The 25,851-nt window shown below is 62.9% G+C and carries 21 protein-coding genes, 2 tRNA genes and 1 pseudogene; 18 read left to right on the forward strand and 6 right to left on the reverse strand.

Translation table 11 applies throughout. From position 1 onward, the window contains the following. Positions 1-62: 62 nt before the first annotated feature. The 3 genes from B5F89_RS02985 (at position 63) to B5F89_RS02995 (ending at position 5,313) form a co-directional block, all read left to right on the forward strand. Positions 63-1,550 (forward strand): sugar nucleotide-binding protein, encoded by a 1,488-nt coding sequence (locus B5F89_RS02985; RefSeq protein WP_087430326.1) that lies wholly within the window; start codon positions 63-65, stop codon positions 1,548-1,550. A gap of 105 nt (positions 1,551-1,655) precedes the next feature. After that, complete coding sequence (locus B5F89_RS02990) at positions 1,656-3,446, forward strand: glycosyltransferase (protein WP_087430327.1); 1,791 nt, start codon at positions 1,656-1,658, stop codon at positions 3,444-3,446. Positions 3,447-3,462: 16 nt separating this feature from the next. After that, positions 3,463-5,313, forward strand: coding sequence for a glycosyltransferase (locus B5F89_RS02995; RefSeq protein ID WP_158098406.1), 1,851 nt, complete (start codon positions 3,463-3,465; stop codon positions 5,311-5,313). 14 nt (positions 5,314-5,327) lie between these two features. On the opposite strand, the gene B5F89_RS09955 is transcribed toward B5F89_RS02995, so the two are convergent. Then, on the reverse strand, positions 5,328-5,486 hold the full coding sequence (locus B5F89_RS09955; protein WP_239286645.1) for a hypothetical protein: 159 nt from the start codon (positions 5,484-5,486) through the stop codon (positions 5,328-5,330). A 103-nt stretch (positions 5,487-5,589) separates the two neighbouring features. After that, positions 5,590-5,808, reverse strand: a pseudogene (locus tag B5F89_RS03000) (ATP-binding protein); the annotation flags it as partial. A gap of 123 nt (positions 5,809-5,931) precedes the next feature. Between B5F89_RS03000 and B5F89_RS03005 the strand changes: the two are divergent. Beyond that, entirely contained in the window at positions 5,932-7,215 is a 1,284-nt protein-coding gene (locus B5F89_RS03005; RefSeq protein WP_087430330.1) for an IS256 family transposase, read from the forward strand. Positions 7,216-7,289: 74 nt separating this feature from the next. Here the strand turns inward: B5F89_RS03005 and B5F89_RS03010 are convergent, their stop codons facing one another. From B5F89_RS03010 to B5F89_RS10195, 4 genes are all read right to left on the reverse strand, one after another. After that, positions 7,290-7,841 (reverse strand): ATP-binding protein, encoded by a 552-nt coding sequence (locus tag B5F89_RS03010; protein ID WP_239286651.1) that lies wholly within the window; start codon positions 7,839-7,841, stop codon positions 7,290-7,292. Further along, on the reverse strand, positions 7,831-9,408 hold the full coding sequence (istA, locus tag B5F89_RS03015) for an IS21 family transposase (protein ID WP_158098409.1): 1,578 nt from the start codon (positions 9,406-9,408) through the stop codon (positions 7,831-7,833). Before istA ends, B5F89_RS03010 begins: the two co-directional genes overlap by 11 nt. A 126-nt stretch (positions 9,409-9,534) precedes the next feature. Beyond that, positions 9,535-9,873: a hypothetical protein gene (locus B5F89_RS10190; RefSeq protein ID WP_239286653.1), complete on the reverse strand. Its 339-nt coding sequence runs from the start codon at positions 9,871-9,873 to the stop codon at positions 9,535-9,537. After that, the gene (locus tag B5F89_RS10195; RefSeq protein ID WP_239286646.1) at positions 9,827-10,282 is read right to left on the reverse strand and encodes a glycosyltransferase; all 456 of its coding nucleotides are present in this window, start codon (positions 10,280-10,282) and stop codon (positions 9,827-9,829) included. The genes B5F89_RS10190 and B5F89_RS10195 overlap by 47 nt, the downstream gene beginning before the upstream one ends. A 137-nt stretch (positions 10,283-10,419) precedes the next feature. On the opposite strand from B5F89_RS10195, the gene B5F89_RS03025 reads away from it, so the two are divergent. From B5F89_RS03025 to B5F89_RS03090, 14 genes are all read left to right on the forward strand, one after another. Next, positions 10,420-12,522 carry an LTA synthase family protein gene (locus tag B5F89_RS03025; protein ID WP_143758326.1) on the forward strand — a complete coding sequence of 701 codons (2,103 nt, stop codon included), beginning with the start codon at positions 10,420-10,422 and terminating at the stop codon, positions 12,520-12,522. A gap of 220 nt (positions 12,523-12,742) precedes the next feature. Beyond that, positions 12,743-14,143, forward strand: coding sequence for an ATP-binding protein (locus tag B5F89_RS03030; RefSeq protein WP_239286652.1), 1,401 nt, complete (start codon positions 12,743-12,745; stop codon positions 14,141-14,143). Then, positions 14,130-14,861 carry an RloB family protein gene (locus tag B5F89_RS03035; RefSeq protein ID WP_158098410.1) on the forward strand — a complete coding sequence of 244 codons (732 nt, stop codon included), beginning with the start codon at positions 14,130-14,132 and terminating at the stop codon, positions 14,859-14,861. The genes B5F89_RS03030 and B5F89_RS03035 overlap by 14 nt, the downstream gene beginning before the upstream one ends. A 121-nt stretch (positions 14,862-14,982) precedes the next feature. Next, positions 14,983-15,059, forward strand: a tRNA-Arg gene (locus B5F89_RS03040). A gap of 258 nt (positions 15,060-15,317) precedes the next feature. Continuing rightward, positions 15,318-15,581, forward strand: a complete 264-nt coding sequence (locus B5F89_RS03045) for an HPr family phosphocarrier protein (protein WP_087205351.1) — start codon at positions 15,318-15,320, stop codon at positions 15,579-15,581. Positions 15,582-15,685: 104 nt separating this feature from the next. Beyond that, positions 15,686-17,389 (forward strand): phosphoenolpyruvate--protein phosphotransferase, encoded by a 1,704-nt coding sequence (gene ptsP / locus B5F89_RS03050; protein ID WP_087430349.1) that lies wholly within the window; start codon positions 15,686-15,688, stop codon positions 17,387-17,389. A 134-nt stretch (positions 17,390-17,523) separates the two neighbouring features. Continuing rightward, positions 17,524-18,456 (forward strand): 1-phosphofructokinase family hexose kinase, encoded by a 933-nt coding sequence (locus tag B5F89_RS03055; RefSeq protein ID WP_087430336.1) that lies wholly within the window; start codon positions 17,524-17,526, stop codon positions 18,454-18,456. Between the two features lie 119 nt (positions 18,457-18,575). Then, a complete protein-coding gene (locus B5F89_RS03060) occupies positions 18,576-19,973 on the forward strand; it encodes an HD domain-containing protein (RefSeq protein WP_087430337.1) in 1,398 nt (465 codons plus the stop codon). A gap of 179 nt (positions 19,974-20,152) precedes the next feature. Then, positions 20,153-21,835: an ABC transporter substrate-binding protein gene (locus B5F89_RS03065; RefSeq protein ID WP_087430338.1), complete on the forward strand. Its 1,683-nt coding sequence runs from the start codon at positions 20,153-20,155 to the stop codon at positions 21,833-21,835. Continuing rightward, positions 21,832-22,908, forward strand: a complete 1,077-nt coding sequence (locus tag B5F89_RS03070) for an ABC transporter permease (RefSeq protein ID WP_239286647.1) — start codon at positions 21,832-21,834, stop codon at positions 22,906-22,908. Before B5F89_RS03065 ends, B5F89_RS03070 begins: the two co-directional genes overlap by 4 nt. Further along, positions 22,895-23,776 (forward strand): ABC transporter permease, encoded by an 882-nt coding sequence (locus B5F89_RS03075; protein ID WP_087430339.1) that lies wholly within the window; start codon positions 22,895-22,897, stop codon positions 23,774-23,776. The genes B5F89_RS03070 and B5F89_RS03075 overlap by 14 nt, the downstream gene beginning before the upstream one ends. Then, positions 23,773-24,735 carry an ATP-binding cassette domain-containing protein gene (locus B5F89_RS03080; protein WP_087430340.1) on the forward strand — a complete coding sequence of 321 codons (963 nt, stop codon included), beginning with the start codon at positions 23,773-23,775 and terminating at the stop codon, positions 24,733-24,735. The genes B5F89_RS03075 and B5F89_RS03080 overlap by 4 nt, the downstream gene beginning before the upstream one ends. Continuing rightward, on the forward strand, positions 24,732-25,385 hold the full coding sequence (locus tag B5F89_RS03085) for an ATP-binding cassette domain-containing protein (RefSeq protein ID WP_087430341.1): 654 nt from the start codon (positions 24,732-24,734) through the stop codon (positions 25,383-25,385). Before B5F89_RS03080 ends, B5F89_RS03085 begins: the two co-directional genes overlap by 4 nt. 108 nt (positions 25,386-25,493) lie before the next feature. Beyond that, positions 25,494-25,570 (forward strand) — tRNA-Glu (locus B5F89_RS03090). The last annotated feature ends 281 nt before the right edge of the window (positions 25,571-25,851 follow it).

The following is a 25,851-nucleotide window of genomic DNA, read 5'->3' on the forward strand; positions in this document are numbered from 1 at the left end:
TCCGCGCGGCGGGCGCCCTTGCGACACGATCCGATTCCAGCACCGACATAAGGGGTGACCGCATGGCGGACATCGCATACGAGAAGGAGCTCGGCCTGACCGAGACCGGCATCCCCGGGCTCGTCGTCGTGGACCTCGCCGTCCACGGGGACAACCGCGGCTGGTTCAAGGAGAACTGGCAGCGCGCCAAGATGGCGCTCGGCCTCGGCCTCCCGGACCGCCGCTGGGTCCAGAACAACATCAGCTTCAACACGCAGCGCGGCGCCACGCGCGGCATACACGCCGAGCCGTGGGACAAGTTCATCTCCGTCGCCACCGGCTCGGTCTTCGGCGCGTGGGTGGACCTCCGCGCCGGCAGCCCCGCCTACGGCCGCGTCTTCACCTGCACGCTCGACCCCTCCCGCGCGATCTACGTCCCGCGCGGCGTGGGCAACTCCTACCAGGCGCTCGAGGACGGCACCGCCTACACCTACCTCGTCGACGCCCACTGGTCCGCCGAGCTCAAGGGCACCTACACGTTCGTGAACCTCGCGGACCCCGAGCTCGCCATCGACTGGCCCATCCCGCTCGCCGAGGCGGAGCTCTCCGACGCCGACAGGGCGCACCCCCTCCTCAGGGACGTCCGCCCGATGGAGCCCAGGCGCACGCTCGTGACGGGCGCGAACGGCCAGCTCGGCCGCGCGGTGCGCGCGCTCGCCGAGGAGCGCGGCCTCATGGCCTTCGACTACTGCGACATCGACACCTTCGACATGTCCGACCCCGCTGCGTACGGCACCGTCGACTGGGACCTCTACGGCACCGTCATCAACTGCGGCGCGTACACGGCCGTCGACGCCGCCGAGACGCCCGAGGGGCGCGTGACGTGCTGGAAGGCCAACGCGACGGGGCCGGCGCTCCTCGCCCGCACCTGCGCGGAGAGGGGCATCTCCCTCGTGCACGTGAGCTCGGACTACGTCTTCGACGGGACGAGGGAGCTCCACACAGAGGACGAGCCGCTCTCGCCGCTCGGGGTCTACGGCCAGAGCAAGGCGGCGGGCGACCTCGCCGTCGCGGGGTGCCCCGCGCACTGGATCGTGCGCTCGAGCTGGGTCATCGGCGACGGGAGGAACTTCGTCAAGACCATGTGCGCGCTCTCGGACCGCGTGGCGGACGCGGGCGACGCGCTCTTGGAGGTCACGGTCGTCGACGACCAGGTGGGCCGCCTCACCTTCACGCGCGACATGGCGGAGGGCATCCTCTGGCTCCTCGGCTACCGCGAGGGCTCGGTGCTTCCTGCCGCCTCCGCGCCCTGCGGCACGTACAACCTCACCGGCGAGGGCCGCGCCGCCAGCTGGGCCGACATCGCGCGCGAGGTGTTCGAGCTCGCCAACGGCAACGGCGGCGCCGTGCGGCCCGTCACGACCGCGGAGTACTACGCCAAGGCGACCGGCCCCGTGTCGCCGCGCCCGGAGCACTCGGCGCTCGACCTCGCCAAGATCGAGGCCGCCGGCTTCACCCCGCGCGACTGGGAGGAAGAGCTCTGCGACTACGTGAGGGCACTGCGCGCGTAGGCTTCTCGACGATGCGTTATGGTATCCAAGGGGCGGAGGCTCGACCTTCGCCCCTTCCCTTTGTCTGATAGAATGCCATCAGTTGAATTGTTGCGGGGAGCGTAAATGGCAGCTGTTATCGACTTCACCAAGCGGTGCGTGCGCTTTGTGTGCCGCCACCTCGATCCGCCACCTAAAGACGATTTTCCCATCGATGCCTGGACTCAGAGCAAGGAGTACGCCGCTTGGTTCGAGGCGCATCGTGTGGGCGAATCGGAGCTTGTCCGCCAACGCGCCGAGGTTGCGACGTGGCAGGACCGCCCCCTCTTCAGCTTCATAGTCCCGCTATACAAGACCCCTTCCGAGTACCTGCACACCATGGTGGACTCCGTGTTGGCGCAAAGCTACGGTGAGTTGGAACTTGTGCTGGTCAACGCCTCGCCCGAGATGACAGATCTTGCGCGCGAGGTGGAGGGGTACGTCAGCGCGGACACGCGCGTCAAGCACGTGATGCTTGATGGCAACTACGGTATTACCGAGAACACTAATCGCGGGCTCGCTGCGGCAACGGGGGAGTTCTGCTGCTTCCTCGATCACGATGACTATCTCGAGCCGGACCTGCTCTATCGCTACGTGCTTGCCCTGCGCGCCCGCCCCGAGATTGGCGTGCTCTACTGTGACGAGGACCTCGTTGTTCGCGAGGACGACGGCTTTGTGCCCCTGCACCCGCTCTTCAAGCCCGACTATGCGCCCGAGCTCTTGCTCTGCAAGAACTACATCGTGCACCTCATGACCGTCCGTCGCTCTATCATCGATCAGATGCCGCGGCCCGATGAACGCTATGACGGTGCACAGGACTACAACATGGTTCTGTTCGCCACCTTGCATGCCCGCGCCGTGCACCATGAGCCGCGCGTTCTGTATCACTGGCGCATCAGTGCGGCGTCGACTGCGGCTAACCCCGACGCAAAGCCCTACAGCCAAAAGGCGTACCGACTCTCTGCCTCAAACCGCTTTCGTGCCTGCGCCCCGGGTGGACACATTGTGGGGTCGGGCATCGTGAACATCCACAACCTGTGGTTCACGTGCTCGCGCCAGGAGCGCGTCTCGGTCGTGGTCGATTGCGCGGACGAGTCCTCGCCCGACTCCTTCCTAGAATACTTCTTGCAGACGAACAGCTACGATGCGTGCGAGGTAATCCTAGTAGGTTCTGCGCTCGACGCCGAGCCTCATGAGCGCTATCCAAATCTTGACCTGACCTTAGTCGAGGCGGAGGCATCCGCTGGCCTTTTCACACGCTTCAACCGGGGGGCCGCGGTGGCGCGTGGCACGTACCTGCTGTTTGCCGACAGCACGTGTTTCTTCACCACGCCCGAGCCTCTTGAGCAGCTGGTCTCGCTGTGCCAGATTGAGGGCGTTGTTGCCGCTGCGCCTAAGCTCCTGTATACGGATGGCACCAACCGGATGTATGGCATCGCCATCACGCCCGAGCGCATCATGCCGCTCTACCGAGGATATCCCGACGACTTCCCGGGCTACCAGTGCAACCTGCGCGCGTTCCAGAACGCGAGCGCTGCGAGCGTATTGGGTCTCTGCGTGGCGCGCGAGCGCTTTGAGGCTGCGGGTGGCTTTGATGAGGCGTATCAGGGCGAGGTGGGGAGCGCCGAGCTCTGCTGGCGCCTTGCGCGCAACGGCGGCCGCATTGCCCTCACGCCCACGGTCAAGCTCCAGACGGGCGTCGTGTGCCCGAAGGAGCGTTACAACCTTGCCGTCAACGCGCCGGAGTTCTCATCAGAGGATATTGCGCAGTTTGACGCGGAGCATCCCGGAGTCCGCGCCGGAGGCGACCCCTACTTCAATAAGAATCTCGACCAGGCCTCGGGCTACTTCCAAGTACCCGTTGTGCCCGAAGCATAAGCGATACGGAGAGAGCATGGTCACAGACATCAAACTCGCCAACGTTGTCCTGCACGTGGACGATCACGCCGCAGAGCACCCCGAGCTGTACTATCGCTGTGCGCCGAGCGACGCGCGCTACGATGCGGAGGCCGGCGCTCTTTGCGTGACGGGCGCAGTGGATTTCCTCACCTATATCAACGGCCTCTCGGCTATCAAATGGCGCAAGTACACGGGTATTGAGCAAGTCGCGCTTCATGTTGCCTACGCGGGTTCTGGCACGCTTACGGTGACAGGCGTGAGGACCGACGCCTCATCGGTGGAGCAAATCGCCCGCTATGACCTTGCATCCGAGGAAACTCTCGAGCTCGTTGTTCAGATCGACACGTCGGGTTTTGACCTGGTCGGTTTCTCGGTTGCGCCCACTGAGGGTAGCACGGTAAGCATTTGCCGTGCGTTCTATACGGCGAGCGTCGAGGAGGGGAGCGTCAACAGCGTCTCTCTTGCTATCGCCACGACCACGTTCCAGAACGAGCGCTACATTCTTCCCAACATCGAGCTCGTAAAGAAGGGTATCGCCGCTGAGGGCGGAGCCCTCGCGCGCAGTTTCCACATGTTTGTGGTCGATAACGGGCGCACGCTTGATGTGGAGGCCCTCTCAGACGAGGTGGTCACGGTGCTGCCCAACCCCAATGCGGGTGGTTCCGGCGGCTTTGCGCGCGGCATGATGGCGGCGAGTGAGGTGCCGGGCGCCTACACCCACGTTATCGTTATGGATGACGACGTGCGTATCATGCCGGAGAGTTTTGTCCGCGTGTTTGCCCTGCTGTCGCTTGCCCGCGGTGCGTATCGCCACGCGTTCATCAACGGCGCTATGCTCTCGCTCGAGGAGCCTACGCGCCAGTTTGAGGATGTTGCCTACGTGGTGGACAACGGTGCGTACCGCCGCATCAAGCGCGATGCCGACGCCGGCACGCTCGAGGGTATGCTCTACAACGAGCGGACGAGCGTCGAGGTTCCCAATGCTTACGGCGCCTGGTGGTTTAGTTGCATCCCGGTCGAGAACATCCGCCAGAACGGCCTTCCCATGCCGTTTTTCATCCGCTGCGATGACGTGGAGTTTGGTGTGCGTAACAACCCCACGTATATGACCATGGATGGCATCTGCGTGTGGCATGCGAGCTTTGAGGGCCGCTACCGCGCCTCAGTGGACTGCTATCAGTACACGCGGAACTTTCTCGCTACGGTTGCGGTGGACGATTGCGCCTCCGAGTTCTGGACCATCCAGCGCCTTACGCGCAGCATCCGCCTGCACCTGCGCGACTTGGATTACATCAGCGCCGAGCGCCTGCTTGACGGCTTTGAGGATTACCTGAAGGGCCCTGAGTTCCTCGCCCAGGCAGACGGCTCTGCCATCATGAAGAAGCTCGGTGCGCTTAACGAGAAACACCTCGATGTGGCCGAGCTCGACCAGGCGGTTCTGCGCGAGGCAGGGGTCACGCCCGAGGTCCTCGCCCGCACAGATCTTGTCTACCGGCCGTCTAAGGTCCGCCGTCTTTTGCGAAGCATTCCGTATGACCGCCACTATCTGCCCGATTTCCTGTTGAAGAAGAAGCCGGGGTATGTGGTCAAAAACGTATCCGTTGCGCTCGAGAGCAATTCCTCGCGTTGCAAGACGGTGGTATTTTTGGACGCCACGCGCCAACACGGGGCGATCCGCCACATGGATCGGGCGCGCTTTAAGGCAATCCGCCGCCGCGAACACGCGCTCATGGCGCGGTATCGCCGGGAGGGCAAGAAGGTGCGCGCCGCATGGAAGAAGGCGCGACCCTATCTCACCTCACGTGAGTTCTGGACCCAGTATCTCGGCATCGCGTCTAAGGCATAAAGCTCAGGCTAAGATTACGCGCAATCGTCGTTGGATTCCCTGATGATGTAGGGCGGGCGATGCTTGGCCTCGAGATAGGTCTTTGCAAGGTACTGTCCCATGATGCCAAGGTAGAGCAGCTGGATGCCGCCGAGCATTGTGATAAGGCAGGCAAGAGACGGCCATCCCTCCACTGGATCGCTGAGTACTGCACCTAGTTAGTACCGGCGCTCTACAAGAGCGGTACCGCCCCTCTACGAAAGGCGGCACCGGCTTTCCACTATACGGATACCGAAGTCAGTCCCAGTATCCCTTTTCCATCTCTGCCTTGAGGCCGGCGGTGTACTCCCGCATGTTCGGCCCCTTGATGTCGAGGACCCTGGCGTGCTCCACGGCCCGGTTCAGTATCGAGTCGGCGCACAGCTCCGAGTTGATCCTCAGGTACCACTGGTCGGGCTCGAGCTGCGAGGCGAACATCGTCGAGCCGCGGCCTTCGCGCGACTCCAATATCTCGAAGAGGTCGACCGCGGATCACGTCGGAAATGTTGGTGTAAGAGAGCGCTTTCTGTAAGCGAAACGGCCATTGCCTAGAATCTGAAATCGCGACATTACAGGTTCTAGAGAAAGGCAACGACCGCAATGAACAGCATACCAGAGGCGGCGGCCATCCCGCCCGCGCTCCCCCGCTTCGAGGACGGCTTCATCAACATGCAGGAGCTCCTGAGAGCGCTAGCCGAGTCCGTGGTCAACGAGATCATGTCCGCAGAGGCGGACCAGCTCTGCGACGCCACGGGCAACAGCAGGAACGGGTACAGGGAGCGACGCCTCGTCACGTGCGTCGGCACGCTCACGCTGCGCATCCCCAAGCTGCGCGTCGGCAGCTTCTTCCCCGACGACGTGATCGAGCGCTACCAGAGGGTCGACAGGGCGATCGTGGCGGCGGTCAGCGAGATGTACGCGACCGGCACGAGCACGAGGAAGGTGCAGAAGGTCGCCGCGGCGATGGGCGTCGAGCGCCTCTCCAAAGACCAGGTCAGCGCGATCTGCGAGCACCTGGACGCCGAGGTGGAGGAGCTCGTCTCGCGGCCGCTGGGCGCGCTCAGGATGCCGTACCTGTGGGTGGACGCCACCTACGTCAAGTGCCGCAGGGACCGCCGCGTCGCCTCGACGGCCGTGGTCACCGCCATCGGCTGCGACGAGGACGGCTGGAGACGCGTGCTGGGCGTCTCCGTCGTGGACACCGAGAGCTACGACTCCTGGGTCGGCTTCCTCAGGAGGATCAGGGCGCGCGGCGTGACAGGGGTCCAGCTCGTCACCTCCGACGCGCACGAGGGCCTGAGGAGGGCCGTCGAGGAGGTTTTCCAGGGGTCGGCGTGGCAGCGCTGCGTCGTGCATCTCATGCGCGACTGCGCCAGGGCCGCGTCGGGGTCGAGGGGCCTCGCCAGGCGCGTGTGCAGGATAGTGGCCCCGGTCTTCCGGCTCAAGGAGGCGGGGGCGGCGAGGGCCGCCTACCACCTGGCGATCGAGATGCTCGAGGCGTGCTGCCGCGAGGCGGCCCGCATCTTGGAGGAAGCCGAGCCCGACGCCCTTGCCTACCTCGACTTCCCGCCGAGCCACTGGAAGCGCCTCAGGACCAACAACGTGCAGGAGCGCGCCAACAGGGAGATAAAGCGCAGGGCGCGCGTGGTGCAGGTGTTCCCGAGCACGGCGTCGCTGGAGCGGCTGGCGGGAGCGGTCATGTGCGACCAGGACGAGGCGTGGTCGGATGCGCGCTACTTCTCCACAAGGGCGATGTCCGAGCTCTACGAGGAGCCGAGGGTGGCGAAGACGACATCGCCGGAGAGACGAGAGGAGTGGATCGTCGTGGCGAGAAAGGCGATCGAGGCCAGCCTCGAGCTTGCGGACGAGCTGGAGGCGGCATAGGATTGGCTTGGTTGAAGATTCAGGGTGATGGCCGCCCGCTTGCCGGATCGCACCATACACCAACTTTCTCGACACTACCCGACCGCGTTGAGCGGGTTCTCGATCGGCGTGGTGAAGAAGTCGTCGAGGATGAGCAGGTCCGGTTTCGAGAACCGGTCGAGCGCGTCGTAGACCCGGCCCTCTCCTCTCGCCACGTTGATCTCGCGGAACATGTCGTTGAGCCTCGCGTAGCGCACCGACATGAGGCTCCGGCATGCCGCGACGCCCAGCGCCTGCGCGATGCAGCTCTTGCCGCCCCCGCTCTCGGATATGATCACAAGGTTCTCGCGCGCCTCGACCCACGCGCAGGACGCGAGCCCTGCGATCCGGTCGCGCGTCAGGTTGCGGTCGGGCAGGTAGTAGATGTCCTCGACGCATGCGCCCTTGATCTTGAAGCGGGCCGCCCTCACCGCCTTGTCGATCTTCCTGCTGTCGCGGGCCTCGAGCTCGGCGTCGATGCACGCCCCGATCTTGTCCTCGAAGGTCATGTCGTCGAACGCCTCGTCCTCGCAGATCTCGCGCAGCTTGCGTCCGAAGGCGCCCACGCGCCATCTCGTGAACAGGGCGAAGTCCTCCTCACTGAGCATCTGCGTCACCCCGCCTCCTGCGGTAGTACTCGGCGCCGCGGACCCTGCCGGCATGCGCGGCGCGGTCGACGACCTGCACCGTCGGGGCCGCCGGTCGCGCGGCGGCCTCCGACCTCGCCGCCGCCATCGTGTTCTTCACGCGCGTGTAGGTCGCGGTGCCGCCCATCTCGTTGACGCGCGCGCAGGCCGCCTCGAGCTCGGCCGCCCGTCCGCGCCCGGAGAGCGACAGTATGTTGGAGCACGGGACGTAGCCCTGCGCCTCGACGGGGTGCGCATCGAGCACGGCCGCTATCAGCCTCCTGGTCTCGGGTCCGATCTCGCCGGCGCGGCGCTCGAACCACCCGCGCGTCCACAGCGACTGAGCCTCGAGGTGCTCCGGCGGCATGTGGGCGGGATCGGTCGAGTACTGGCCCCTGCGGCCGCGCAGCCTCCCGTGCTCGGCGACGGTCTCGCCGCCGTCCAGGATCGCGACGGAGGCCGCGCCGAGCCTCACGTCGACGGTCCTGCCGACGAGACGGTGGGGCACCGAGTAGCGCATGTGGTCGCACTGGACGTGGTAGTCGGGCGACACCTTGCACCGGCGCCACTCGTACAGCTCGAAGGGCTCTGCCGGCAGCGGATTCAGCGCGGCCCTCTCCTCGCCGAAGAAGGCGTCGTCCCGGCAGCCCTCGCGCCTGGAGAAGGGGCGGGCGTTGAGTGCGTCGACGAGGCGGCGCACCTCGGCGTTCAGCTCATCGAAGGACGTGAACCTCTCCTCGGCCAGCGGCGCGAGCACCCACGTCTCGCAAAGGTCGACCGCTTTCTCGGCGGCCGCCTTGTCCCTGGGCCTCCGGACGCGCGCCGGAACCACCGCGCAGCCGTAGTGCTCGGCCATCTCGAGGTAGGCGTCGTTGACCTTGATCGGCTCCGACTTACGGCGCCTGTCGGTGGCGGTGGCGCAGTTGTCGGGCACGAGGATGTCGGGCACGCCGCCGGCCGCCTGGAACGCGTGCACGTGGGCCGATATCCAGGACCGGCTGCGCATGTCGGGGAAGCACTCCGCGTGCACCCATGCCGACCAGGGGAACGACGCGACGAACAGGTACGCCGGCGACCGTTTCCCCGTCACGGGGTCGAAGACCGAGGCGGTGAGCCCGGCCCAGTCCACGAGCATCGTCCTGCCGGGCTCGTGCGCGATGCGCGCGACGAGGTCGTGCGCGCGGGCGTGCTCGCCGACCCTCCTGCAGAAGCCCGAGTAGCCGTAGAGCCTCTTGCCGCCGGGGTTACAATCGCAGTAGCGCGCCCACTGCAGCGCGAGGGTCATCTTCGGAACCCTCGCGAGCTGGTCGCAGACGCGCGCGTAGTCGGGCTCGAGGTACTCTTCGCCGCGCTTCCCACGGCCGTCGGCGAAGAGGCCCGATACCTCGGCGTCGGTCATCGACTCCAGCCTCTCCGGGCCGATCTGCTCCTCCGCCATCTTGGCCGCGCACTTCGCGACCGTCGCCTTGCTGCACCTCAGGGCGCGGGCGGCCTCGTTCCAGCTCACCCCCTTCAGCAGCTGGCGCATGATCTCCTTCTTAGTGGCCATACGGGCCTCCTTCCAACGGGCGAGGGCGCCCGGATGGCGCCCTCCTCGCTGAAAGGTTATCGGGTTCGCCGGCCGGTACCGCATATGCGGAACGGCGGTACCGCTCTTGTAGAGCGCCGGTACTAACTAGGTGCAGTACTCAACAGAGGCGATGGACAGCGGAACGGTGGGGAAATCGACGATACCGTCGATGGAATAGAGCATAAGCGAGAAGAAGCTCCACTTGGTCTCACCGGCAACGCGTTCGACGTTGACGTAGGGGAGCCACTTGGTCTTGAAGCCCACCCAGCCGAAGATGCCTTTGGAGAAGCGGTTGTACTCTCGCATGGAGAGAATGGCATCCACCATAGGGCGTTTCATGAGGCGGAAATCACGCGCGCCGTCGGCGATATCTGCCTTGGAGATATGCCTGATGAGCTTATAGAACATCCGGGCGAAAAAACGAGCGGATGGGTGGCTCTCCATCGCGGTTGACGCGTCGTGCAGCGACGTTGTCATAATCCTCGGTGAGCGGGATGTTATACATCTGGGGGAGAAGACTTGGCGAGTCTTGCATGTCGGCATCCATGACGGCGACGTAATCGCCGCGCGCGTGTTCGAGCCCTGCGAGGATGCCCGCCTCTTTACCGAAGTTCCGCGAGAACGTGATCCAGCGGATTGTCAGAGGTGCGTATACTTCGGCGGTTTGGGGTGCGGAGGCGCTTTTCATCAGGGCGAGCGTTTCGTCGCGAGAGCCGTCGTCCACCAGAATGGTTTCGATATGAGCGTCGTGCTCGGCTTGCAAGGCGCAGGCGACATCGGTAAGCGCGGAAAGGAAGAACGGCAGGCTCTCCTGCTCGTTATAGCAGGGAACAACAACGGAGATAAGGCTCATAGTGTTATGAATCCCCCCGGCGAAACGACATTCAATAGTAGAAGTCTAGCGCTTTAGGTTTTGGTGATGGTCACCGCCATAATTCTCTGAGCCTGCTATCCTTTACATGCTCATTACATTTCTATTTGGGGGAACGCTTGGACGCACAACAGCTGTATTCGATTATTCCGTTGCTGGGCATAGTTCTCATCGCGGCTTCCTGCTGGGGCAGGACTCTCGTCAAGAAGGACGAGGCGCTGCGCGAGCGGCTTGTCGCCTTCAGCGGCATCATCCCCTTTGTTGCTCTCCTGGGGTTTACCGGTATCTGGTATGGACTCGACAAGATGGCATGCGATCAGATTTTCCTTTTTGGGATGACCGGTGTCTTTACGCTGCTGGGCGCGCTCTCGGTGTTTCGCGATGTGCTGATTAAGCGGTCTTCCGGTGTTTCGGGCGTTCTTCTAGCGGAGGCGCGCGACGCGCTGCTTCTTGTCGTTGCCAGTGTTTACTCGTTCTTCGTTCTCGACATTTTGTGGAACGAGACGCTTTTCTCGCTCCAGATCATCTTCGCCCTTATCGCTATCGTCTCCCTGTTTGCAATTTATCTCTTCCTGTATTTTCTCGGCCAGCGGACGGGAATTGCCGTATCCCTCGGTGTGGTCGTTTTCACGCTGGTCGGCGTCGCCCAAAACTTCGTGGTCCTCTTTAAAAGCTCGCCTATCTTGCCGAGTGACATCTACGCCTTTGGAACGGCTGCCGCGGTGAACTCGGGCTATGATCTTACGCTAACGAAAGAGGCGCTTTGGCTGCTGGTCGCTTGTGCTGTAATCCTCTTCTTGCTTGAGTTCATGGTGCCCAGCATAGGGGAGGACAAAAAGAAGATCGGTATCTTCGTTGCAATAAACACGGCGTGCGCCCTTGCGGTTGGAGGAGCCGCCCTTGCCTGCTTCAACACGGTTGACCTTGCCGATACGTTTGCAACCGACAAAGCCGCCTGGCAGCCGCTCCCTGCGTACAAGACCCAGAGCTTCATGCCGTCGTTTCTTACCCTAGCGCAGCAGATGCGCGTAGAGGCGCCCGACGGCTACACGCAAGGGGAAGCGGAGCAGTTGGAGTCCACATACGCGGCGACGTACGATTCCGTAGCCGATCCGAATATCACCGCCAGTGCGACTGACCAGTTTGCCGAAGTGAAGCCGACGGTTATTGCCATCATGAACGAGTCGTTCTCTGACCTCTCCTTTATGGATGGGCTGGGGGTTGGTTACCAAGGGCCCACGTATATGAACACGATTGCGGATGCCGCCCTCACGGGGAGCCTTTCCGTCTCGGTTCACGGCGGCGGTACGGCAAACTCCGAGTTCGAGTTCCTCACGGGTAACAGTATGGCGCATCTTGGCGTCGCGTTTTACCCCTACAGCACCTTCAACCTCTCTGGTGTGAGCAGCCTACCCAAACAGTTCTCAGAGCTCGGGTACAAAACGACAGCTATCCATCCCAACCTCGCCAGCAACTGGAGCCGCGACAAGGCGTACGCGGAACTTGGCTTCGACGAGTTCATCGACATTAGCGGGTTCGAGGGCGCTGAGACGTACCATGCCGGCGTGACCGACGCGGCGACCTACGATAAGGTCCTGGAGCTCCTCCGCGAGGACGATTCTCCGCAGTTCATCTTCGATCTCACTATGCAGAACCACGGCGGTTACACGGTGGGCAATGTCGCTCAGAATCTGCCGTGGTTTGATTTTCCCGCTGGCGATGATTCTCTTGATGCGCAGATGAACGAGTATCTTGCCTGCATCGAGCAGTCCGACTGGGCGCTTGCGGACTTCATCGAGGGGTTGCGCATCCTCGACCGTCCTGTAGTGGTTGTGTTCTTCGGTGACCACCAGCCGGGCATCAGTTCCAATTTCAACGATGCTATGTATCCCGGCGAGGACGAGGTAACCCATGCGGAGCGCATCTATACCACGCAATACTTCATCTGGGCAAACTACGATCTTGCGGGCAACGATCAGATCTCTGCGCATGACGACCTAAGCACGAGCACGCTCGGCGCCAAGCTGATGGAGATCATCGGCGCTCCTATGACGAAGTACCAGAAAGCGTTGCTCGCGGCACGCGCCGAGGTTCCTGCCATCAACTCGGTTGGCTATCGCGGGGCAGATGGGCTCTGGTACGACCTTACGGCAGAGGACCGCTCAAAGACCGTCGATGACCTCGAGTGGCTTCAGTACCTCAATTTGGGGAGCAAGGTGTAGCAGAACGGAGTGCTACATCTAGGGCTGTTCATGCTCGAAAAAAACGGATTAATTAATTGTGAAGAGATACGCTTGTATGGGGATTATCTCGGGCAAGATGCGATATTAGGCGACGATTTCTTATGGAATTACCCATTACCAAGGACTGATAGATACGACGAAATAATCGTCAAATATGCTATCCTGAAGAGGCGCTCGAAAAGAAAGGGGTGCTGTGATCATGTTGTTGAAGTTCTCTCTAAAGTCTTTTCGTTCATTTAAGGATGCCGTCACGCTCGATCTGGTCTCTTCTTCCAAGATTAAAGCTCTGCCAGGGCATGTGTCGCGTTTTGGTCGTATGAAGGTCCTGAAGAATGCCGCCATCTATGGTGCTAATGCAGCCGGTAAATCGAACTTGCATGCTGCCCTGTCGCTCATTCAATTTACGCTCGTTAATGGGAAGTTGCCTCTAAACGTTACTTCGTCGTTCTGTAAATTGAAATCGGACGGGGCTGCATCTGAAAGCTCCTTTGACCTGCTGTTTGAAGTTGATGGCAAGTTCTTCGACTATGGATTTACCGCGCGTCTGGCGGAGCGAAACGTTGTCTCAGAATGGCTGTATGCGTTGGAGCTCGGCTCTGGCAGTTCTTGGAAAACAACGAGCCTATACAGCCGGGAAGGAACGGCAGCGCCCCAGCTTGGATCCGATGTGGCGGTGAATGATGTTGATAGGAGCCGCTTCGAGCTTTATGCCTCTGACTTCGCCCCATCAACGGAGGGCTTGTTTTTGGCAGAGCTCAATAGAGGCAAGCGCTTTGCAACAGATTCGGCTTTCCATCAGTTTCATATTGCATATAACTATCTTTGTTCCCGCGTGCGTATCATCGGGGCGGGTGATGTTGTTCCGTTTGATATCTCGTATTTGAGTAGGGAAAAACTCGATAACATCTCCTCAATAATGGCCGGGTTCGACACTGGCATCGATAAGGTTGCTAGGATCCCTGTCGATGCTTCGAAGCTCAACGAGCTTGTTCCCCAGAAGGTTGTAGATGAGGTGAAGGAACGTCTTAACGACATTGCGGGGCGCAAAGTTGAGGCGGCGGGAATGATTATCAGAACTGGTGCGTCTTTTGTGGTGATTGAGTATCGCAAGAATACCGATCCTGACGTCTCTAAGATCTGCACCAAGCATGCCGGCTCGTTTTACGATTTCGATTTCGGTGAGGAATCCGAGGGTACAAAGCGTCTTTTTGATTTTCTTGATCTGCTGTTCGCAGGGGATCAGGATGCCGTGTTCTTTGTTGATGAAATTGACCGCAGCCTACATCCCATGCTCACTAAGCATCTGATCGAGCTTGTGAATGCTGTCCATGCAGATGATAAGGTCCAGCTGATTTTTACTACCCATGAGGATTCCCTTATGGACCATAGAGTTCTTAGAAATGATGAGATATGGTTCATCGACCGCAGCGTCGAAGGTGGGTCACGTCTATACCCGCTCGATCAGTTTAGAGAGCGCGGAGATAAGAAAGTTGCCAAGGCGTATTGGGACGGGAGGTATGGAGGAGTCCCTGTTCTTTCGTCGTTGGAAAACCTTTCCGAGATTCAGAGTGGCGAGGAGGTTGAGAATGCCTCCGCTTAACTGCCTTGATACGTGGGGACGTGAGACAGAGAGCGGCGTTCCCGTAGAGCCCAAGCGAAGAATCTTCCTGCTTTTCGAGGGTGAAAACTCTGAGTTCGATTACTTTGATGCGCTGATCAATCTTCTTAACCGCAGGAAGCTGCCAAAATATCTTGCTGTCATACCCACCAAGCGCGAGGGCAAGGATAAGGGGGCGTCAAATCCAAAGAGGCTTCTTGCGTTTGCGCAAGATATTCGTAATGCCGCAAGAGGAGATGCTGAAGCTGAGGAACGCGTGTGCGGCGAGGTGAGCTATGAGGAGGGCGATGAGATAGTCGCCATCTTCGATGCTGACATCTATAAGAATTCGCCTGATGCTTATGTCGCTCTATTAGATGACTTCTCTAAAGAAGACGTTGCGACATATGTGACGTATCCGAGCTTCGAGTTGTTCCTGTTCCTTCACATTGAAAACGGCCTAGATGACTGGGTGCTCCCCCACCGGACGGAGATCATCGAGAATCAGAAAATGCCGGGCAGTAAGCGTCGATTTATCGAGCGGTTATTTTCTGATGCTGTCCAATGCAACCCGAAGAAGGAAGGTGCTTGTGCGCGATTTGCGAACGGGTATGCAAGGGCGTGTCACGAGGAGGGCAGAATCAATCAAGAGACACGTTCGGCGATTCGTGTTCTCACCTCGAACATCGGCCTTCTGATCGGTCGCTTGGAATCAAGTTAAGGAGCGGTAGTGGGATGAATAAAGATTAGCATTGAGTTCTGGAGTGCGAAAGCTGCGCGGCGTGTGGTTTACGTTTACAGGAGTTTCGCAATCCTGCTTCATCTATAATCGGTTGAGCTAAGCGCCCTTAGCTCAGTTGGATAGAGCAGGAGACTTCTAATCTCAAGGTCGTGGGTTCGAATCCCCCAGGGCGCACCATTGTATTTGAGCGCCCGCCGCAACCGGTGGGCGCTGCTCGTTTGCAGCGGGGGAGCGCGGCGCATGGGGCTAGAACGCGGCGCGTCAAGTCGAGCGCGACGGGTGTCTCGTTGAGCCTTGCGGCTACCGCTCACCGGCAAACGGACGCGCAAGTAGCATTTCTCGCAACAAAATCGGATGTATGGGGTAAACTAGACCCGTCGTTGTAACGTGTCCTGTCGCGCGGCGCGCGGCTGGCATGGTCAAAAGGAGTCAAACATGGTTTCTGAGAAGGTTACGCTCGTTAACCCGCAGGGTCTTCACATGCGTCCCGCCGGCCTCTTCGCCTCCACCATGGGCAAGTTCGCCTGCGACGTGACCGTTGTCACCCCCGAGAAGGAGGTCAACGGCAAGAGCCCCATGGCCCTTATGGCTGCTGGCATCCCCTGCGGCACCGAGGTTGAGATCCGCTGCGACGGCGCTGACGAGGCCGACGCTCTCACCGCTGCTGTCGAGCTCATCAAGAGCGGTCTCGGCGAGTAGTTTTAGAGCGTGGCTTCGCTGCGTTAAACCAGGTGTTGGTTCGGGCGTCCGCGCATGCGCGTGGGCGCCTGTTTGGTTTAAAGGAGAGAACCAAGATGTACAGCATGTTTGAGGGCGTCAACGCCTCCGAGGGCATCGGTATCGGCAAGGTTGTTCTGGCTGTTGAGCCCGACCTGAGCTTTGAGCCGCACGAGGTTGAGGACGCCGCCGCCGAGAAGGCGCGTTACCAGCAGGCGCTCGAGGTCTTCTGCCAGAAGACCGAGGCCCAGGCCGAGCGCATGAAGGTCACCGTGGGCGAGAACGAGGCCGAGATCATGAGCGGCCACATCATGCTCGCCCAGGACCCGGGCCTGGTCGACGGCATCAACACCGCTATCGACGGTGGCGCTTGCGCCGAGAAGGCGCTCGTGGACACGAGCACCATGTTCGAGAACATGTTCCTCGCCATGGATGACGAGATGTTCCGCCTGCGCGCGGCCGACATCGCCGACATCCGCACCGGCATTCTCGCCGAGCTCCTCGGCAAGGACGTTGTTGACCTGTCCGTCCTGCCTGCCGGCTCGATCGTGGTCGTGCACGACCTCACCCCGTCCATGACGGCCACCATCGACAAGGAGAACGTCGCTGGCGTGGTCACCGAGGTCGGCGGCCGCACCTCGCACTCCGCCATCATCGCCCGCGCGCTCGAGATTCCCGCGGTCCTTTCGGTCCCCAACGCCTGCGGTGCGCTCCTTAACGGCACCACCGTCATCGTCGACGGCATCAACGGCCACGTGATCAACGACCCCGATGAGCAGATGCTCGAGGATTACCAGAAGCGCGCTGACGCCTTCGCCGAGGAGAAGCACGCGCTTGAGGCCTTCCGCGGCAAGCCCACGGTCACGGCCGACGGCGACAAGAAGGTGCTCGCCTGCAACATCGGCAACCCCGAGGACGCCAAGGGCGCTGTCGACCACGACGCCGAGGCCATCGGCCTGTTCCGCTCTGAGTTCCTGTTCATGGACGCCAAGGAGCTCCCCTCCGAGGACGAGCAGTTTGAGGCCTACCGCAAGGTGGCTGTCACCCTTAAGGGCGCGCCGGTCATCATTCGTACGCTTGACGTGGGCGGCGACAAGGAGATTCCGTACCTCAAGCTCCAGAAGGAAGACAACCCCTTCATGGGCTACCGCGCCGTGCGCTACTGCCTCGACAACGCCGACGAGTACAAGGTCCAGCTCCGCGCCCTGCTGCGCGCCAGCGCCTTTGGTGACATCAAGATCATGGTCCCGCTCGTTACCTGCGTTGAGGAGCTCCGTCAGGTTAAGGCGCTCGTTGAGGAGTGCAAGACCGAGCTCGCGACCGAGGGCTACAAGTACAACGAGAACATCGAGGTCGGCATCATGATGGAGACGGCTGCTGCCGCCAACATCGCCGACATCCTTGCCGAGGAGGCCGCGTTCTTCTCAATCGGCACCAACGACCTTACCGGTTACACCATGGCATCCGACCGCGGCAACGACAAGGTCTCCTACCTCTACAGCTGGTACTACCCGGCGGTCCTGCGCGCCATCAAGAACATCATCGTCAATGGCGTCAAGGCCGGCATCATGGTTGGTATGTGCGGCGAGGCCGCGGCAGATCCTCTGCTCACGCCGCTGCTTATCAGCTGGGGTATGGAGGAGTTCTCCGTTTCCGCGCCGAGCGTGCTCAAGACCCGCAAGGCCATCAGCCAGTGGACCAAGTCTGACGCCGACGCTCTTGAGGCAAAGGTCATGCAGCTCAAGACCGCCGACGAGGTCAAGGCTGCCCTTGAGGAGGCCGCTCGCTAGGCGATTCGATTAACGGAATGTAAGTCCGCCGCGGAAGTGGCTGTCACATGCGCGGCGGACGCGTATAATCATTCCGGTCGCATGCTGCATGGTGCCTGTGCGCCATGCAGTTTTCCCGAAGAAAGGAAGGGCACATGTTCTATACGCTTACGGCGAACCCCGCGGTCGATATGACCGTTCAGTCCACTCCGCTTATCCCGAACGAGAATGTTCGCACGGGCGGCGCGAGCTATACCCCCAACGGTAAGGGCCTCGACGTCTCGTTCGCTCTCAAGAAGTTTGGCCAGGACTCCTGTGCCCTCGGCTTCTTCGGTGGCTTCACCGGCAAGTTCATTGTCGAGGAGACCATGAACATGGGCGTGTTCTGCCAGCCGGTTTGGATCGACGGCATCACCCGCATCTGCGCCTACATCAACGACGGCGAGAACGAGTACGGCATCCTGAACCCGGGCGCTCCGCTCACCCCGCAGTACGAGCAGGAGCTCTTCAACATCATCGACGGCGCCTCCGAGATGGAGTGCCTCGTGATCTCTGGCTCGGTGCCTCCGCGCGCCTCTGCCGACTTCCTCGACAAGGTCGTCGCACACGCCAAGGCCAAGGGCGCCGACGTGGTGCTCGACCTCTCGAGCGACAAGCTCAAGACGCTTGCTTCCACCAAGCCGCTGCTTATCAAGCCCAACCATCACGAGATGCGCGCCATTTGGGGCGTTCAGATCGACACCGATGACGATGCCCGCCGCGCCCTTAAGCTCGCTCACGAGTCTGGTGTGCAGAACGTCCTGCTCACCATGGGCAGCCGCGGCAGCGCCTACTTCTCCAACGGTGAGGACATCTGGTACGCCAAGCGCGAGTTCAACATCAAGCTCGTGTCCTCCGTCTGCGCCGGCGACTGCACGCTCGCTGCGTTCCTCCACAAGTGGTACGACGATCGCGACAACGTCGAGGAGGCGCTGAAGCTGGCCCTCGCCACCGGCGCGAACGTCTGCGAGAGCGCCGGCCTTGGCGACTTTGGCCATGTGGACGAGTACAGCAAGCACATCGCGGTCCGCAAGCTTCCGCGCGAGTAGACTGAAGGCACCAAGCTTTCCCGCGTAGCTTTACCGATACGCTTCTGACGCGCACAGGGCGTCTCACTTCGGTGAGGCGCCCTGCTTCTGTATACTGAAGGCCACAGAAAGGCGGTGGAATGGTGCAGACGCTCGACAGCTCGCTCGCAGGTGATACCCTGCTCTCGGCACGACCCTCGGCCCCGGCGCTTGCGGTGTTGCGCGCGCTTGAGGCGGGAGGCCTTGAGGCGTGGTTTGTGGGCGGCTGGGTGCGCGACGCCCTTATGGGCGCGCCGAGCCATGACATCGACATCTGCTGCTCCGGCTCCTGGCAGGAAAGTAAGCGCGCCCTCGAGGTGGCGCGCATCGCCGTAGTGGAATCGGGCACGCGCTTTGGCGGCATCACCGCGGTGGTAGATGGTGAGCGCGTTGAGGTGACGAGCTACCGCTACGACGGCTTTTATACCGACGGGCGCCATCCCGAGAGCATCCGGCGTGCCGAGCGGGTCGAGGAGGACCTTGCCCGGCGCGACTTTACGGTAAACGCCATGGCATGGCATCCCGACCGCGGCCTGCTTGACCTCTACGACGGCCGAGGTGACATTCGTCGCCGGATCATCCGTGCGGTAGGGGAGCCCAGGCGGCGGTTTGAGGAGGATGCGCTCCGGATGCTGCGTGCGGTGCGCTTTGCGAGCCGCCTTGCCTTTGCCATGGACCCCGCGACAGCCGTCGCCCTCGCTGCGTGCGCACCGCTTCTTGACCAGGTTGCGCGCGAGCGTGTGGGCACCGAGCTCGACGGTATACTCGCCACGGGGCGCGGCGGCGAGGCGCTTGAGCGCTATCCCGAGATCATGTGTGCGGCCATACCCGAACTCGCGCCCTGCCGCGGGTTCGACCAGCACAGCCGCTATCACATCTACGACGTCTACGGGCACACGGCTCACGTGCTCGCCGCGGCGGGGGAGGCCGACCGAGCGCCGGCGCTTATGTGGGCGGCGCTTCTGCACGATGTGGGAAAGCCTGGCACCTTCACCCGGGATAAACGCGGGGCGGGGCACTTCTTTGGGCACCCGGAGCGCGGTGCGGACATGGCGCGCGACATCATGCGCCGTCTGGCGCGACCCACCGAGCTCATCCGCGAGGTGACGCTTCTTATCCGTTATCACGACCTGCCCCTGCGCGCGGAGCGCGAGGACCTGCTCCGCATGATGCAGCGGTTCTCGGGCGGCGGGCTCGACGTGCCGCGCCTTATGAACGAACTTCTCACCCTCAAACGGGCGGATGCTCTTGGCAAGGCGCCGAGTTGCTTTGCCTATATCGCCGAGATCGAGCGCATGCGCGAGATGGTGCGCGAGCTTATCGCCAACGGTGAGGCGTACAGCACCGCAACGCTTAACCTCAAGGGACGCGACCTTATCGAGCGCGGCGTGCAGCCGGGGCCCCGGGTGGGCGAGCTCCTCGGCCGCGCGCTCGACGCCGCTATGGCGGGCGCGGTGTCCAACAAGCGTGACGAGCTGCTGGCCTACCTGCTCGACTAACGCTCGTCGGGAGCGAGCTCCGTCGGGAGCGCTTGCGGCGGAGGGGCTTGACGTGGGAACCGTACGCCCGGGAGGCCGCAGTGTGGTATGATGCCTTGCGGTAACACGAATTTGGAATTCGTAACACTCTCTATCAGATAGCTGGGGGCGTGCACGGGGCCCCGCCGGAAAGGGGCATCATGCCAGACACGCTCGCTCGAGCTGCGTTTGCACGCGGCGGCACTCCCATCACGCGTCGTGGTGCGCTTGCGCTCGGTGGTGCGGCTGCTTTGGCGGCCGCCGTGACGACCGCAGGTTGCGCCTCGGGAGAGGGGGAGAGTTCGACCGGCTCCTCGGCAACCGTCGCACCAGACACCTCACAGGTCATCGTTGCCATGAACACCGAGAGCGAACCGGCGGCTGGCTTTGACCCCCTCGTCTCGTGGGGGTGCGGTGAGCACGTGCACGAGCCGCTCATCCAGTCGACCCTCATCACCACCGACGCGGGCCTCAACTTTGTCTGCGACCTTGCGACCGACTACGCGTGTTCGCCGGACGGCCTCGTCTGGACCTTCGACATCCGCGACGACGTTGTCTTTTCGGATGGCGAGCCCTTGACGGCGGCCGACGTTGCCTTCACGGTCAATGGCGCCATTGCATCTACTGCCTTTGAGGCGGACCTCTCCATGGTTGACGAGGCGGTGGCGACGGGCGACTACACCGTCGAGCTCCATCTCAACAAGCCCTACAACGCCCTTCTCTACACGCTCGCGGTGCTCGGCATCGTGCCGGAGCATGCTTACGGCGAGGGCTATGGCGAGGCGCCGGTGGGCTCGGGGCGCTATCTGCTCGAGCGCTGGGACCGCGGGCAGCAGGCGGTGTTCGTTGCCAATCCGCGCTACTATGGCGAGGCTCCGCGTATGGAGCGCGTGGTCGTGGTCTTTATGGACGAGGACGCGGCGCTCGCGGCGGTCCAGGCGGGCGAGGTGGACATTGCCTACACCTTTGCCACGCACGCGCACCAGGCGTTTGAGGGCTATGAGCTCGTGAGTTATGCGACCGTGGACTCGCGTGGCATCTCGCTGCCGGTGTTGCCTGCGGGCGGCACGAAGGTGGTCGACGGCGACATGGCCTACCCCCAGGGCAACGACGTCACCTGCGACGTCGCTGTGCGACGCGCCATCAACTGCGCCATCGACCGCGACGCCATGATCGATCACGTGCTTGCGGGCTATGGCAAGCCGGCCTTTAGCGTGAGCGACAGCATGCCCTGGTCGAGCCCGGACATGGAGGTTGCCTACGACCCCGAGCGCGCCCGTGCGCTGCTCGATGCCGCCGGCTGGACGATGGGGGAGGACGGCGTGCGCGCCAAGGGGGGCGTGCGCGCGGCGCTCGATATCTGGTACTCGTCTGACGACTCGGTGCGCCAGGCGCTCACCTACGAGCTCGTCAACCAGCTCGCCGAGGTGGGTATCGAGGTCACCCCACACGGCGGCAGCTGGGACGAGGTCTACAGCCATCAGTACGAGTCGCCCATCATGTGGGGCTGGGGATCCAACTCGCCCATCGAGGTGTACGCACTCAACTACTCGACCGGCTGGGGCAACTACGCCGGCTACGAGAGCGCGGCAATCGACGGGCATCTGGACGATGCGCTCGCAGAGCCTGTGGTCGAGGACTCTTACGGCCACTGGCAGCTCGCCGCATGGGACGGCGAGGACGGCTTTGCGCCCGAGGGCGCGGCAACGTGGGCGTGGATTGCCAACGTCGACCATCTGTATTTCAAGCGGAGCGGCCTCGACGTGGCCGACCAGAAGCCGCACCCGCACGGGCACGGCTGGTCGCTCGTGAACAACGTGGACCGTTGGAGCTGGGCCAAGTGAGCCATTTGGGGACGGGGCCAAAGTATGCAGCAGCACCTAGCGCGGCAGTATCCGGTGCCGCAGGCGCGCTCGTACGCGCCTGGCGCCGCATCCCCTGGCCCGTGCGCACGCTTGTCCGCTTTGTGCTCCTCATGCTCGCCGTGAGCTTTGTGACCTTTGCGCTTGTGGCCGCCTCGCCCATCGACCCCGTGCAGGCAAACGTGGGGCAGACGGCCTACCTAACCATGAGCCCCGAGCGTCGCGCCGCGCTTGCCGAGCGCTGGGGTGCGGGCGAGGGCCTTCTCGAGCGCTACGGCGCCTGGCTTGCCGACGCGCTCCGCGGCGACTTTGGCGAGAGCCTTCGCTTCAACGCACCGGTTGTCTCGGTGGTGGGCGAGCGCCTCGCTTCGTCTGCGCTTCTGCTCGCGGTGGCGTGGCTGCTCTCGGGCGTAATCGGGTTCGTGCTCGGCGTTGTGGCGGGCGCGCGCCGCGGCTCGCGCCTCGACCGGGCGATTTGCGGCTGGTGCTACCTGCTTTCCGCCACGCCCACCTTCTGGCTCGCCATGCTCGCCCTCATGCTCTTTGCGGTGTATCTGGGGTGGTTCCCCGTCGGCTTCGCCACGCCCATCGGTGCGGGGGCCGAGGTGTCTTTGGCGGAGCGCCTTCACCATGCGGTGCTGCCCGCGCTCACGCTCTCGCTCACCGGCGTCGCCAACGTGGCGCTCCACACGCGTGAGAAGACCTGCGAGGTCATGGCAAGCGACTACGTGCGCTTCGCGCGCCTGCGCGGCGAGTCCGAGCTCTCCGTCGTTTTGCGCCACGGCTTGCGAAACCTCGTGCTGCCCGCGCTCACGCTCGAGTGCGCCCAGGTGAGCGAGATCATCGGCGGCTCGGTCCTTGTGGAGCAGGTGTTCTCCTATCCCGGTCTTGGCCAGGCTGCGGTCACGGCGGGCCTCGGCGGCGACGCGCCGCTTCTGGTGGGCATCGCACTTGCGACCGCAACGATTGTCTTTGCGGGAAACCTCGTGGCAAACCTTCTCTACGGCGTGATTGACCCCCGGATGCGCAAGGGGGTGGCCCATGTCGGCGCATAGCTCACACACGCCTGCAGCCGCAGTTCTGCACCGCCCCGTGCCTCTCGGGCGCGCAGGCGGCAGACGGGCGCTTCTTGCCTGGATCGTCGTCGCGGCGCTCGCGCTGCTTGCCGTGGCGATCGCGGGCGTCGTGCTCGGCACACGCGCGGTCACGGCCGATTTCTCGCAGGCAAACCTCGCCCCGTCGCTTGTGCACCCGTTCGGTACCGACTGGATGGGGCGCGACATGCTCGCCCGCACGCTCGCCGGCCTCTCCACCTCGCTCGGGGTCGGTCTCGTGGCTGCGGTCGCATCGTCGCTCATTGCGCTTGCCCTCGCGCTCATCGCCGCCCTCGGCGGTCGCGCGGCGGACGCGGCGGTGTCGTGGCTCATCGACCTTGTCATGGGCATCCCGCACATCGTGTTGCTCGTACTCGTGAGCTACGCGCTCGGCCGCGGGGCAACGGGCGTTCTCGCGGGTATCGCCCTCACGCATTGGCCAAGCCTTGCGCGTGTGCTGCGCGCAGAGATCTTGCAGCTGCGCTCGGCGCCCTATCTTGCGGCCTCCGAGGCGCTCGGCGTCTCGCGCGTGCGCATCGCGCTCGTCCACATCGTCCCCCACGTGCTTCCGCAGTACCTGGTGGGGCTCGTTCTGCTCTTCCCGCACGCCATCCTGCACGAGGCGTCCATCACGTTTCTCGGATTTGGCCTGTCGCCGGAGCAGCCCGCCATCGGCGTCATTCTCTCCGAGGCCATGGGCTACCTCACAGCGGGCGCCTGGTGGCTTGCTGTCTTCCCCGGCCTTGCCCTTTTGGCGGCCGTGCTTTTGTTTGACCGTATCGGGTCTGCCCTCCGCTCGCTCGTGACGCCCGAGGAGGTGCAGCGATGAGCTCGATTGCCGATGCACGCCACCATGATGCCGAGTTCCACCATCACCATGCCCACGCTGCCACGTCGCACCATGGCGGCGGGCATCATCTGCTCACCGTCGAGCACCTGTCGGTCAGCTTCGAGATGTATGACGCGCAGGCGCCCTTCTTCCGGGCGGGCCGCGTGCTGTTGCCGGTACTTCGGGACCTCACCGTGTCGGTGCATGCGGGCGAGGTGCTCGCCGTGGTGGGCGCGAGCGGCTCGGGCAAAAGCGTGCTCGCAAACGCGATCATGGGGCAGTTCGAACCAAACGCGCTTGTGGAGGGCAACATCTGGTTTGACGGCGAGGCCATGGACGCCGCCCGTCTCGCCGAGCTCCGCGGCCGCGGCATAGCGCTCGTTCCGCAAAGCGTGGCGAATCTCGACCCGCTCATGCGCGTAGGCGACCAGATTGTGGGGCCCACGGGGCGCGGTGCCGGTGGTCGCGCGGTAGCCGAGCACCGTCGCGCGCGTATGCGTGAGCTCATGGGCGCCTACGGACTCGATGTGGCGGTCGAGCGCCTCTACCCCCACGAGCTCTCGGGCGGCATGGCGCGGCGCGTACTGCTCATCTCCGCCCTTGTTGACGAGCCCTGGCTCATCATCGCCGACGAGCCCACGCCCGGCCTCGACCTGGATCTTGCGGTGCACGCCCTCGACGATCTGCGCGCCTTTGCCGACGGCGGGGGAGGCGTCATGCTCATCACCCACGACATCGAGCTCGCCCTGCGCGTGGCGGACCGCGTGGCGGTCTTTCACGAGGGCACCGTCGCCGAGGAGACCCCGTGCGCGAGCTTTGCCTCGCCTGAACTCCTTACGCACCCGTTCACGCGCGCGCTCTGGCACGCGCTGCCCGACCGCGACTTCACGCCCGCAGAAGGGGAGCCGTTTGTGGGCGACGGCGCGTCTGTTCCCGCAGAAGGGGAGGGAAGGCCATGAGCCTTATCGTTGAGAACGCCGGGTTCTCCTACCCCGGCTGTGCACCCCTGCTCAGGGGCGTGAATCTTACCGTGGATCCGGGTGAGCGGGTCGTTCTTACCGCGCCCTCGGGAAGCGGAAAGACAACGCTCTGCCGCCTGATAGCGGGCTACCTTCCTTTGAACGAGGGCCGTATCGAGGTGGACGGCACCGAGGCGTCCCGTGCCGGTGGGCGCCCCTACCGGTCATGGCGCGGTCCTCGGCCCGTGCAGCTCATCTGGCAGCACCCCGAGCAAGCCTTCGACCCGCGCTTAACACTTGCGCGCTCTCTTGCTGAGGGTGCTGCAGGTGCGGAGGACGCCCGCAGCGCAATCGAGGCGTCGGGTCTTCTCGAGCGCTTGGGCGTGCGCGACGCGTGGCTCGACCGCCTGCCGCATGAGCTCTCCGGCGGCGAGCTCATGCGTCTTGCCATCGTGCGCGCGCTGCTCGCGCAGCCCCGGTATCTCATCTGCGACGAGATGACCGCCATGCTCGACGCCCTTACCCAAGCGCAGATTTGGCACGAGGTCATGGCAATCGCCCAGGAACGCTCGATGGGTCTTGTCGTCGTTTCCCATTCGCCCGCTCTGCTTAAGCGCGTCGCCACGCGAACGATTCCCCTGATCCATTAGGGCGCTCCACGAGATGACCATAAAATCGCGCGTATCCAAAAAGGTACTTGCGCCCGGCGCCCGGTTCCCGTATATTCTTTCTCGCACTAAGGCACTGCCGGTGCGCACGGCCCGTTCGTCTAGCGGTTTAGGACGCCGCCCTCTCAAGGCGGAGATCACCAGTTCGAATCTGGTACGGGCTACCAACAAGACCGCAGGTCAGGGGATACGTCCTCTGGCCTGTTTTCTTTTGAAGCCTCATCTCTCCTCCTTCGCGGGACACAATCTGGACACAACGGGGACTGGGACACAATCCGGGACGCAATCGGCTTAGACTGCGACCCTGAGAGCTCCTTCCTGCTTCATCTGCTCGCTCGGGGCTTATAGGACAAAATGTGTGTCCGTAACGCCCGTGTTCTTCCAGCTCAACCGGCATAAATAACCTCGGAAAGTTGCCCCGCCCCAACTGCCCGCCTGGACAAAATGT

It is taken from the genome of Collinsella sp. An307, assembly GCF_002161805.1.
Lineage (GTDB): Bacteria > Actinomycetota > Coriobacteriia > Coriobacteriales > Coriobacteriaceae > Coprousia.